Source organism: Actinomadura kijaniata NBRC 14229, from assembly GCF_001552175.1.
In the GTDB taxonomy this organism is placed as follows: Bacteria; Actinomycetota; Actinomycetes; order Streptosporangiales; family Streptosporangiaceae; genus Spirillospora; species Spirillospora kijaniata.
Map to the genome: position 1 here is coordinate 19,527 of NZ_BCQR01000153.1, position 11,126 is coordinate 30,652.

Genomic DNA, 11,126 nt, shown 5'->3' on the forward strand with positions numbered 1-11,126 from the left:
GTGGGTCAGGTCGCGGTCTTCGACTCTCCCAGGCCCGCTTCCCTGGCCAGGACGATGGCCTGGGCCCGGTCGGCCACGTGGAGCTTCATGAAGATGTTGGAGACGTGGTTGCGGACCGTTTTCTGGCTCAGGAACAGGGCGGCGGCGATCTCGCTGTTGCTGCGGCCCTGGGCGATCAGCTCCAGGACCTCGCGTTCCCGCTCGGTGAGCTGGGGGAACGCCGCCTGGCGCGGGTCGGGCATGTCGGTGAAGTAGGTCAGCACGCGGCGGGCGATCTCGGGGCCGTAGATGGCCTCGCCCGCGGCGACCGCGCGGACGGCGCGGGCGATCTCCTCGGCTCCCGACTCCTTGAGCAGGTAGCCGCGGGCGCCCGCGCGCATGGCCGCGAACACCGAGTCGTCGTCGCGGAACATCGTCAGCACCAGCACGCCGATCCGGGGGCTGGCGCGGGTGAGGGTGCGGGTGGCCTCGATGCCGTTCCCGCCGGGCATGTGCAGGTCCATCACGACCACGTCGGGCTGGAGCTCGGCGGCCATCCGGACGGCGTCGGGACCGCACTCGGCCTCACCGACCACCTCGATCCCGCCGAGCGCGTGGAGCAGCCCCTTCAGGCCCTCCCGGAAGACCGGGTGGTCATCGGTGATCAGGACCCGGATGCCGTCTTTTTCCATTGCCTCGCCCGTTCTCGCCGTTGGAAGGCCGATGGTAGCCCGGCGCGGACGCCGGGAGGCGCGCCGAGACGACGACGCCGCCCCCCGGCCGTGAGGTGATCATGAAGTCGCCGCCGACCTCGGCGGCCCACTCGCGCATCGCGGGCAGGCCCCGGCCCGTCCGGCGCGTCTCGGGCAGCCCGACGCCGGAGTCGGTGACCGTCAGGCGCAGGTCCCCGTCGCGGCTCAGCAGGATGGACGCGGCCCGGGCGCGCGAGTGCCGCCGGATGTTGGCGACCGCCTCGGCGGCGATCCGGTAGGCCGCGACCTCCACGGCGGCGGGCAGGTTCTCGGGAGGGCCGTCGAAGCGCACGTCGACGCGTTCGCAGCAGTCGGTCGCCAGCGCCTCGATCGCCCCGACCAGGCCCAGGTCGTCCAGGGCGGGCGGGCGCAGGCCGTGCGCCATCTCGCGGATCTCCCCGACGGCGACGGCGAGCCGGTCGCGCAGGTCGGTCAGGACGGGGTCGAGGCGCTGCGGGTCGTCGGCCAGGGTGAGCCGGGCGGCGTCCAGGGAGTGCGCCAGCCCGGCGAGCGTGGGGCCGAGACCGTCGTGCAGGTCGTGCCGGAGGCGGCGGCGTTCCTCCTCGCGGGCGGCCAGGATGCGTTCCCGGGACCGCTGCAGGTGGGCGGTGCGCCGCACCAGCGGCCCGAAGCCGGTCAGCCGGGCCACCGCCGCCCCGGCGGCGAACGCGCCCGCCAGCCCGGCGGCGCGCGCCAGTCCCGCTCGCATCCCGGCTCCCTCCCCACCCGTCTCCGTGGATCTCCAGGATGGCGGGTGGGGCGACCCGAGGTCAGGTGACCGGTGTCCCGGCCCGGGCGGGAACTACTTCTCCCGCTCGATCTCGGAGCGGAACAGGCGCATGGTGACCGCGGCGCTCGTGGTCGACTCGCTGGTCGTGGTCGGCACGATCACGCCGAACGTGCTGGAGGTCGCCCACGCGCACTGCACCAGCGAGACCGCGCCGCTGCTGACCCGGCCGCAGGCCGCCTCGCCGCCGTGCGTCCCGGGGTCGACGTCGATCACCAGGCTGCCGCCGCGGCTGCCGGCCTCCTTGAACCCCTTGATGAACGACTCGGGGTCGCCGATGTCGCCGGTGCCGCCGACGAACACCACGCCCGCGGGCAGCACGGTCGAGCTGGTGCCGCCGGAGTCCTTCTTGTAGAACGCGGTGACGAAGTCGTCGATCTTGCCCTTGGCGGCCGTCCGCATCTGCGACTGGATCCCGCTCATCTGGCTGCTCATCCGGGACTCCATGGCGGAGTCGCGGGTGTGGCCGAGGACCGTCGTCGGCGGGCTGATCGTGTACTCCTTGCCGCCGCTCAGCGCGACGAATGCGACCACGACCACCAGCAGCAGCACCAGCGCGCCCGCGCCCAGGCCGATGACCAGCCCGGCGTTGGACCTGCGGTGCGGCGGGGGACCGAAGGGCCCGGGGGCTCCGGGCGGGCCGTAGGGGCCGGGCGGCGGGCCGTAGGGACCACCCGGTCCGGGCGGGCCGGGCGGGGGGCCGTAACCCCCGGGGCCCGGGGGCATGCCCCCGCCGGGCGGGGGAGGCGGAGAGTTCCAGCCGCTCATGTCAACTCCTCGTTCGGCCCGGCGGGCTCACGGGGGGCGAGGCCGGAGGGGACAGCCGGGACGGTCGTTTATTCGCTGCTATGAACTGTGCCGTATCGGGGCACAGTACGCATGCACGTTATCCGCACCGGTCCCGCACCTCCTACCGGCCCGCGCCCCGTACAATTCGGGTCCGTGACAACGCCCAGCAATGAGCGCGGCACGGTTGCCGCCGAAGTCGATCTGCCCACCCAGTACCAACCCGCGGACGTGGAGGGCCGGCTTTACGAACGCTGGGTATCGGAGGGCCTGTTCGCCGCCGACGCCGAGCGTGACCCGAGCCGTCCGGCCTACTCCATCGTCATCCCGCCCCCGAACGTCACCGGCTCCCTGCACATGGGCCACGCCCTGGACCACTCCATCCAGGACGCGCTGATCCGGCGCCGCCGCATGCAGGGCCACGAGACGGTGTGGGTCCCCGGCATGGACCACGCCGGCATCGCCACCCAGAACGTCGTGGAGCGCGAGCTGGCCAAGGAGGGCCTGTCCCGCCACGACCTGGGCCGCGAGGCGTTCGTCGAGCGCGTCTGGAAGTGGAAGGGCGAGTCCGGCGGGCGCATCCTCGGCCAGATGCGGCGGCTGGGCGACAGCGTGGACTGGGCGCGCGAGGCGTTCACCATGGACGAGCGGCGCGCCCGCGCCGTCCGGACGATCTTCAAGCGGCTGTTCGACGACGGCCTGATCTACCGCGCCGAGCGCATCATCAACTGGTGCCCGCGCTGCCTGACCGCCCTGTCCGACATCGAGGTCGAGCACTCCGAGCGGGAGGGCGAGCTCGTCTCGATCCGCTACAGCGACGAGATCGTGGTCGCCACGACGCGCGCGGAGACGATGCTCGGCGACACCGCCGTGGCCGTCCACCCCGAGGACGAGCGGTACCGGCACCTGGTCGGCACCGAGGTCGAGCTGCCGCTGACCGGCCGCCGGATCCCGATCGTGGCCGACGAGCACGTGGACCCGGCGTTCGGCACCGGCTGCGTCAAGGTCACCCCGGCGCACGACCCCAACGACTTCGAGATCGGCCGCCGCCACGACCTGCCGTCGATCACGGTGATGGACGAGCGCGGCGTGATCACCGCGCACGGGCCGTTCCAGGGACTGGACCGGTTCGAAGCCCGGCCCGCCGTGGTCGCCGCGCTGCGCGAGCAGGGCCGGATCGTCAAGGAGGTCCGCCCCTACGAGCACGCGGTCGGCCACTGCCAGCGCTGCTCCACCGTCGTCGAGCCGCGCGTGTCGCTCCAGTGGTTCGTCAAGGTCGCCCCGCTGGCCAAGGCCGCCGGGGACGCCGTCCGCGACGGCCGCGTCGAGATCCACCCGCCGGAGATGGCCCCGCGCTACTTCGAGTGGGTCGACAACATGCACGACTGGTGCATCAGCCGCCAGCTGTGGTGGGGCCACCGCATCCCCGTCTGGTACGGGCCGGACGGCGAGACCGTCTGCCCCGGCCCCGACGAGGAGCCCCCGGCCGGGTGGACGCAGGACGGCGACGTGCTCGACACGTGGTTCTCCTCGGCGCTGTGGCCGTTCTCCACCCTCGGCTGGCCCGACGACACGCCCGAGCTGCGGCGCTTCTACCCGACCTCGGCGCTGGTCACCGGCTACGACATCCTGTTCTTCTGGGTCGCCCGGATGATGATGTTCGGGCTGTACGCGATGGACGGGGTCGAGCCGTTCAAGCAGATCGTGCTGCACGGCATGGTCCGCGACCAGCACGGCAAGAAGATGTCCAAGTCGTTCGGCAACGTCGTCGACCCGCTGGACTGGATCGACCGCTACGGCGCCGACGCCACCCGCTTCACGCTGCTGCGCGGCGCCAACCCCGGCGGCGACGTGCCGGTCGCCGAGGAGTGGGCGCAGGGCTCGCGGAACTTCTGCAACAAGCTGTTCAACGCCGCCCGCTTCGCCCTGCTGAACGGCGCGCACGTGAACGGCGACCTGCCCGACGAGGTCACCACCGTGGACGCCTGGATCCTGTCCCGGCTCCAGCAGGTGACCGCCGAGGTGGACGCGCTCCTGGAGGGCTTCGAGTTCGCCAAGGCGTGCGAGGCGCTGTACCACTTCGCGTGGGACGAGGTCTGCGACTGGTACGTCGAGCTGTCCAAGGTCCAACTGAACGACGAGCGCGCCGGGGCCACCCGCCGCGTGCTGGGCGAGGTGCTGGACAAGCTGCTGCGGCTGCTGCACCCGGTGATCCCGTTCGTCACCGAGGAGCTGTGGACGACGCTGACCGGCCGGGACACGATCGTCACCGCCGCGTGGCCGACCGCCGACCCGCAGTGGGAGGACAAGGAGTCCGAGGCGCTGATCGAGTCGTTGCAGCGGCTGGTCACCGAGGTCCGCCGGTTCCGCGCCGACCAGGGCCTGAAGGCCGGGCAGAAGGTCGCCGCCGTCCTGGAGTGGGGCGACTCGCCGCTGGCCGCCCACGAGGAGGGCGTGCGCTCCCTGCTGCGCCTGACCGCGCCGGAGGAGGGCTTCGCCGCCACCGCCTCCCTGCCGGTCGAGGGCGCGGTCGTCCGCCTGGACACCGCCGGGGCCATCGACGTGGCCGCCGAGCGCAAGCGGCTGGAGAAGGACCTGGCCGCCGCGCGCAAGGAGGTCGAGCAGATGGGCCGGAAGCTGTCCAACGAGGCGTTCATGGCCAAGGCCCCCGAGGCGGTGGTGGAGAAGAACCGCGCCCGCCTGGCCCAGGCCGAGGCCGACATCGAACGCATCCAGGGCCAGCTGGCGGCGCTGCCGTCCGCCTGACCCGCGGTTCGGGAGGGGCGGATCCGGACGGCCGGGCCCGCCCCCTCCGCGTCCCGTCAGATCTCGCGGACGGGCCGGGCGGGGTTGCCGACGGCGACGACGTTGGCGGGAACGTCCCTGGTGACGACCGCGCCCGCGCCGATGACGGAGTTGTCGCCGATCGTCACGCCGGGGCACACGATCGCGCCGCCGCCGAGCCAGACGTTGTCGCCGATGGTGATGGGGAGCGCGGCCTCCAGCTTGTCCCGCCTCGGCCCCGGCTCCACGGGGTGGGTGGGGGTGAGCAGCTGGACGTTGGGGCCGATCTGGCAGTCCTCGCCGATGGTGATCCGCGCGACGTCCAGCGCGGTCAGGTGGTAGTTGACGAAGGTGCGGGCCCCGATGGAGATGTTGGTGCCGTAGTCGACGTACAGCGGCGGCCGCACCTCGACGCCCTCGCCGACCGAGCCGAGCAGCTCGGCCAGGACCGCCCCGGCGGCGCCGGCGTCCTCCGGGTAGAGGGCCTGGTAGCGGGCGGCCAGGCGCATCGCGTGCCGCTGCCGCCGGTCGATCTCCGGGTCGTCGGCGATGTAGAGGTCGCCCGCGAGCATCCGTTCGAGGTTGGTGCGCGGATCGTCGGCGAAGTGGTCCGTGGGCATGCCTGCGAGCGTACGCTCCGCCGCCCCAGGGAACGCGCGCGTGATCCCGTTCGTCCCTGTTAGGCAGGTTCGTACACTGGGATTCGGCGGTCACGGAGACTGAGGGGTGCGCATGTCGGAGCAGCCACACGAGCAGCCGGGACAGCCCCAGCCGCACGCGCACGCGCAGCCCCGGATCCCGCCTCCGCCCCAGCAGCAGCCGGTCATCAACGTCCACATCCAGCCGCCCGCGCCGCCGGGCCCGCCGCCACCGCCGCCCGCCCCGCAGCCGGTCGCGGTCCCGGCGAACAACGACGGCAACTGGCACATCGCGCACCTGGTGATCACGATCTTCACCTGCGGCGCGTGGGCGCCGGTCTGGATCGTCCACGCGATCGTCATGGCGTCCCGCAAGCCCGTGGTGCCGCCGCCGCCCCAGCCGTGGAACCCGAACGCCCGGCCGCTGCCGCCCGAGCACACCAACCAGATGGCCGTCCAGGCGGTGGCCGCCCGCGCCCGCCGCCGCGCCGAGGCCCGCCATCTCGCCCACCAGAACCCGCTGATGGCGCGCGAGCTGTCCATCGGCCGCACCGACATGCCCGCCGACCGCCGCCCCTACGACGACGGCGGCCTGATCGACGTGAACATGGTCCCGGCCAACGAGTTCACCCGCTTCGGCATCGACCCCGAGACCGCCCGGCGCATCGTCGAGATCCGCGAGCAGGCGGGCGGGTTCTCCTCGGCCGAGGACCTGGCCACCGTCGCCGACCTGCCGCCCAAGCTGCTCCCCGAGCTGATCGAGTACGGCCTGTATCTGCGCTGAACCGTGCGCTGAACACTCCCGGTTCGGGCTACGATCCGGTGTTCAGCGAGGTTTGGGACGTATGTGACGCGCGGGGAGTTCGATGGCCGATTCGTCGCCTCAGGTCCAGGAACCGGAGGACCTGAGCGTCCCGCGGGCCGTCCCCCGGGTGGGGGAGGAGATCCCGGGCCCGTCCTACGGCGGGGCGCCGCCGTGGTGGCTCCAGCAGGACGAGGACGCCGCGGCCCCTTCCAGGGTGTCGGGCCCGATGCCGACGGTCGCGGACTTCGCTCCCGAGCCCCCGCCCGCCCCCGAGCAGCCGCCGCCGCACCCCGGGCCCGCGCCGCGGGCCGTGGTGGACGCGGTCCTGGCGCCCGCCGCCGCGCCCGCCGGACGGCGGGGCGGACCGAAGATCGTCGTCGGGCTGGCGGCCGGCGCGGTGCTGGTCCTGGCGGTGGCGGCGGGCGGCTACGCGGCCCTGGCCCGGTTCTCCGGGCCGCCGGAGTACAAGATCGTCACGCCCGCGAGCGTCGCCGGGATGCGCAAGGACACCCGCGAGCCCGCCGCCGGAGCCGCCTACCCGTTCGTCTCGGCGGGCGTCGAGAACGGCGCGGTCGCGGGGCCACGCGCCGTCGCCGTCTACCTCGACGGCGCCCGGAACGTCCTGTTCATGGGCGGAACGGGCGCGGTCGGCGACCCGGCCGCGTTCCTGCGCCGCGCCCGGCCCAGCACCACGATCAGGACCGGTCCGGCCGCACCGGCCAGGAACGGCGGGCAGGCGGTCTGCGGGACGTTCGCGGTGCTCGCCGACGTGCACGCCTACTGCGCGTGGGCCACCGAGACCTCCTACGGGGTCGTCGCCTCCAACACGCCGTCCGCGCTGGCGCGGCCCGCCGAGCTGCGCGACCTCATGCGCCGTCTGCGCCCGGAGGTGGAGCGGCCCCGCTGACGCCGTCGAACAGGCGCTCGGTGTCGGCCCCGACCAGGTCCAGCACCAGGCCGACGAAGTAGACGGTGCCGAGCGCGACCACGTACCGTCCCAGCCCGGCCAGCAGTTCGGCGGTGAGGTCGGCGGCGTCGAGGACCCGCCAGTGCGGGGGCAGCGGACGCGTGAAGCGCAGGTGGCCGTAGGGCAGCCGGACGTAGGTCACCGGCAGCGCGCCGAGGCGTTCGACCGCGCCCGCCAGGTCCTTGTGGTCGGGGAGGCAGACCAGGACGTGGTCGATCTCCCCCCACCGCTCCCGCGCCGCGTCCAGCGCGACCCCGACCCCGGTCCGGTCGATCGCGGAGTCGGCGAGGACCTCGGTCGCGGCGCCGGGGATGCGGTGCCACGACAGCCGCCCGGGCAGCGAGACCGTCCCCAGCACGGCCCGCAGCGGCTCCGGGCGCGGGCGCGGCAGCCCCGCCGCGTCCAGCAGCCGCAGCGCCGCGGCGACCCCGACCTCGGCGCCCACCGCGCCCAGGCCCGCCGGAAGCAGCCCGGCCGGAACCGCCCCTCCCTCGGCGTACTCCACCGGCACGTCCCGGGCCGTCCGCTCCACGGCGGCGCGGATCTCCGGCGGCTGCGGCGCGGAGACCACCGCGCGCGTTCCCGGGACGGCGACGGCGGCCTTCTCGGCGGCGATCGCGGCGGGGGAGTCGCCGAGCACCCCCAGGTGCTCGCCGAAGACCGACGTGACCGCCACGACGGTGGGGGCGAACAGGCTCACCTCGTCGGAGCGCCCGCCCATCCCCGCCTCCAGCACCAGCGCCCCGGCCCCGATGTCGCGCGCGTGCAGCACCCCGGCCAGCAGGAACAGCCCCGACGGCGACAGGTAGCCGGCGCGGCGCGGCGGGAGCCCGGCCATGGCCCGCGCCAGGCGCTCGGCGAGCGGCCCCAGGTCGGCGACGGCCCGCCCGTCCACCCGGACCCGGTCCCGGTCGCTCCGCAGGCCGGGGCTGGTGACCGTGCAGACCCGCAGCCCCGCGGCGACCAGGCAGGCCGAGGCGTAGGTGGCCGCCGTCCCCTTGCCCTTGGACCCGACGACCGTCAGCAGCGGTACGCCGACCTCGCGCGACAGCCCGAGCGCCGCCGCGAGCGCCCGCGCCCGCCCCACGTCGCGCCTCTCCCCGGGGGCGCGGCCCCGCCACTCGCGGAAGAACACCTCGTCGGAAGCCACCCCTCCATGATCCCAGCGGGGCGGGACGAGGCTCGGGACGGGGCCGAGTAGGCTTCGATGGTCCAGTGACATCCGGTCCGCGCGGCGCGCGGACCGGGGAAGACGCCAGCCGGGAAGAAGCAGGGCAACGTGAGTCAGTCAGAGCCGACCGACTATCGGGGCGCGATCGCCGAGATCATGGGGCGCGGCGTCGAGTGGGAGATCGACCCCACCCTCGACCGCGTGCGCGACCTGGTGGAACTGCTGGGCGAGCCGCAACGGGCGTACCCGGTCATCCATGTGGCGGGCACCAACGGCAAGTCCAGCACCGCCCGGCTGATCGAGTCGCTGCTGCGCGAGCGCGGCCTGCGCACCGGCCTGTACACCAGCCCCGAGCTGACCACCCTGCGCGAGCGCATCGCGGTCGACGGCGAGCCGGTGTCCGAGGAGCGGTTCGTCGAGATCTGGGAGGACGTGCGCCCCTACGCCGAGCTGATCGACGCCAAGAACGCCGACTCCGGCCTCGGGCGGCTGTCGTTCTTCGAGGTGCTGACGGCGATGGCGTTCGCGGCGTTCGCCGACGCGCCGGTGGACGTGGCGGTCGTCGAGGTCGGCATGGGCGGGTCCTGGGACGCCACCAACGTCGCCGACGGCCAGGTGGCCGTGGTCACCCCGATCGGCCTGGACCACACCCGCTACCTCGGCGACACCGTCGAGGAGATCGCGGGGGAGAAGGCCGGGATCATCAAGCCCGGCGCGGTGGCGGTGCTGGCGCAGCAGCCGGTCGCGGCGGCCGAGGTGCTGCTGCGGCGGGTCGCCGAGACCGGCGCGGCCGTGGCGCGCGAGGGCATCGAGTTCGGCGTGCTGCACCGCGACCTGGCCGTGGGCGGCCAGCAGATCGGCCTGCGGGGGCTGCGCGGCTCCTACGAGGAGATCTTCCTGCCGCTGTTCGGGGAGCACCAGGCGAGCAACGCGGCGGTCGCGCTGGCGGCCGTGGAGGCCTTCGCGGGCGGCGGCGCGACCCCGGCGGCCGGGCTGGAGGCGGCCACCCGGATCGCGCCCGGCCAGGAGTTCACCGGGGGCGGCGAGGGGCAGCTGGACCCGGCGCTGGTGCGCAGCGGGTTCGCCAAGGCGGCGTCGCCGGGCCGCCTGGAGGTCGTCCGCACCGGCCCCACGGTGCTGCTGGACGCCGCGCACAACCCCGCCGGGACGGCCGCGAGCGTGCAGACGATCACCGAGTCGTTCGCGTTCAGCCGGCTGGTCGGCGTGTTCGCGGCGGCGGCCGACAAGGACGTGGAGGGCGTGCTGGAGCAGCTGGAGCCGGTGCTGGCCGCGATCGTGGTCACCCGCAACTCCTCGCCCCGCTCGCTGCCGCCCGACGAGCTGTACGACATCGCCGAAGGGATCTTCGGTGCCGACCGGGTGCACCGGGCCGACCGCCTGGACGACGCCATCGACCGGGCGATCGGCCTGGCCGAGGAGACCGGTGAGTACCAGGGCGCGGGCGTGCTGGTCACCGGCTCGGTGGTCACCGTCGGCGACGCCCGGGTCCTGCTGCGCGTGGAGGAGAACAAGTGAGCCGGGCGGGAGAACGGGGCGGCGCGGGGGCGAACCCGGTGCGCCGGCTGCTGGCGACCGTGCTGACCTGCGAGGCGGTCGTGATCGCGCTGGCGATCCCGGTGGCGGTCGCGGTGCAGAAGGTGGACGGCGCGCTCGCCGGGGCGGTGTGCGGCGGGCTGGCGGTGGTCTGCCTGCTGGCGGCCGGGCTGCTGCGTTTCCCGTGGGGTGTCACGGTGGGCACGGTCCTCCAGGTCGCGATTTTCGCGACGGGGCTCATGGTGCCGACCATGTTCTTCCTCGGCGTCCTTTTCGGGGCGCTTTGGGGAACGGCGATTTGGATGGGTCGCAAGGCGGAGAGCGCGCAGGCGCGCTAAATTCGCGGGGACGGCACCGCCAATTCATCCGCCGGTCTTCACTATTCGCATTTAATGCGCGAAACAGGCATTCGGGAAATGTCGGCGGGTGATCATCGCCCAAGGAGAGGGCCGTGTCCCCCACCACCCCTGCATCCGACCCCGATCCGTTCGCCCCCCGGGACCTCGACGTCACCCAGGAACTGGACGCGCCGGAGGCGTTCGCCCGCCTCGCCGGACGCGCCCCCCGGCCCGAGCGGGCCCCCGAGGACGTGGCGGACCGGCTGTTCGCCGCCCCGGACACCGCCCCCCACACCGATCCCCATGCCGACCCCCACGCCGATCCCCGCGGCGGGCGGGCGGCGTGGGCGGCCGCGCTGCTGGCGACCCTCACCGTCGTCCCGGCCGTCGCGTTCGCGCTGCCGGACACCACCCTCAACGTCGTCGACGACGCCGGGGCCGCCCTCGGCCTCGGGCCGGACGGGCTGCGCGGCCTGCTGCGCGCCACCGGCCTCAGCCTGCCCGCGCTGCTGCTGGCCGTCCCGCCCGCCGCCGTCGCCGCCCGCAGGCTGTCCGCCCGCGCCGT

11 protein-coding genes are annotated in these 11,126 nt (G+C 74.2%); 6 read left to right on the forward strand and 5 right to left on the reverse strand.

Annotation, left to right across the window (positions count from 1 at the left end; all coding sequences use genetic code 11):
- Positions 1 to 5: 5 nt before the first annotated feature.
- From AKI01S_RS37150 to AKI01S_RS37160, 3 genes are all read right to left on the reverse strand, one after another.
- Entirely contained in the window at positions 6 to 671 is a 666-nt protein-coding gene (locus AKI01S_RS37150) for a response regulator transcription factor (protein ID WP_067828925.1), read from the reverse strand.
- Positions 634 to 1,440 (reverse strand): sensor histidine kinase, encoded by an 807-nt coding sequence (locus AKI01S_RS37155; RefSeq protein WP_067828928.1) that lies wholly within the window; start codon positions 1,438 to 1,440, stop codon positions 634 to 636. Before AKI01S_RS37155 ends, AKI01S_RS37150 begins: the two co-directional genes overlap by 38 nt.
- A gap of 93 nt (positions 1,441 to 1,533) precedes the next feature.
- Positions 1,534 to 2,286 (reverse strand): hypothetical protein, encoded by a 753-nt coding sequence (locus AKI01S_RS37160; RefSeq protein ID WP_157420435.1) that lies wholly within the window; start codon positions 2,284 to 2,286, stop codon positions 1,534 to 1,536.
- Positions 2,287 to 2,460: 174 nt separating this feature from the next.
- Here AKI01S_RS37160 and AKI01S_RS37165 point away from each other — a divergent pair, with 174 nt between their 5' ends.
- Complete coding sequence (locus AKI01S_RS37165; protein WP_067828933.1) at positions 2,461 to 5,070, forward strand: valine--tRNA ligase; 2,610 nt, start codon at positions 2,461 to 2,463, stop codon at positions 5,068 to 5,070.
- Positions 5,071 to 5,126: 56 nt separating this feature from the next.
- Here AKI01S_RS37165 and AKI01S_RS37170 read toward each other — a convergent pair whose 3' ends face one another.
- Positions 5,127 to 5,708 carry a sugar O-acetyltransferase gene (locus AKI01S_RS37170; protein ID WP_067828936.1) on the reverse strand — a complete coding sequence of 194 codons (582 nt, stop codon included), beginning with the start codon at positions 5,706 to 5,708 and terminating at the stop codon, positions 5,127 to 5,129.
- A 112-nt stretch (positions 5,709 to 5,820) separates the two neighbouring features.
- On the opposite strand from AKI01S_RS37170, the gene AKI01S_RS37175 reads away from it, so the two are divergent.
- Both AKI01S_RS37175 and AKI01S_RS37180 read left to right on the forward strand, forming a co-directional pair.
- A complete protein-coding gene (locus tag AKI01S_RS37175) occupies positions 5,821 to 6,510 on the forward strand; it encodes a ComEA family DNA-binding protein (protein ID WP_067828939.1) in 690 nt (229 codons plus the stop codon).
- A gap of 82 nt (positions 6,511 to 6,592) precedes the next feature.
- Positions 6,593 to 7,438: a hypothetical protein gene (locus tag AKI01S_RS37180; protein ID WP_067828941.1), complete on the forward strand. Its 846-nt coding sequence runs from the start codon at positions 6,593 to 6,595 to the stop codon at positions 7,436 to 7,438.
- On the opposite strand, the gene AKI01S_RS37185 is transcribed toward AKI01S_RS37180, so the two are convergent.
- Positions 7,398 to 8,648, reverse strand: coding sequence for a folylpolyglutamate synthase/dihydrofolate synthase family protein (locus AKI01S_RS37185; protein ID WP_067828945.1), 1,251 nt, complete (start codon positions 8,646 to 8,648; stop codon positions 7,398 to 7,400). The two genes, AKI01S_RS37180 and AKI01S_RS37185, sit on opposite strands and share 41 nt — an antisense overlap.
- Before the next feature lie 177 nt (positions 8,649 to 8,825).
- Between AKI01S_RS37185 and AKI01S_RS37190 the strand changes: the two genes are divergently transcribed.
- The 3 genes from AKI01S_RS37190 to AKI01S_RS37200 form a co-directional block, all read left to right on the forward strand.
- On the forward strand, positions 8,826 to 10,205 hold the full coding sequence (locus AKI01S_RS37190) for a bifunctional folylpolyglutamate synthase/dihydrofolate synthase (protein WP_067828960.1): 1,380 nt from the start codon (positions 8,826 to 8,828) through the stop codon (positions 10,203 to 10,205).
- The gene (locus AKI01S_RS37195) at positions 10,202 to 10,561 is read left to right on the forward strand and encodes a DUF4233 domain-containing protein (RefSeq protein WP_084000628.1); all 360 of its coding nucleotides are present in this window, start codon (positions 10,202 to 10,204) and stop codon (positions 10,559 to 10,561) included. Before AKI01S_RS37190 ends, AKI01S_RS37195 begins: the two co-directional genes overlap by 4 nt.
- 113 nt (positions 10,562 to 10,674) lie before the next feature.
- The coding region (locus AKI01S_RS37200) for a hypothetical protein (RefSeq protein ID WP_218009963.1) at positions 10,675 to 11,126 on the forward strand (452 nt) is incomplete at its 3' end.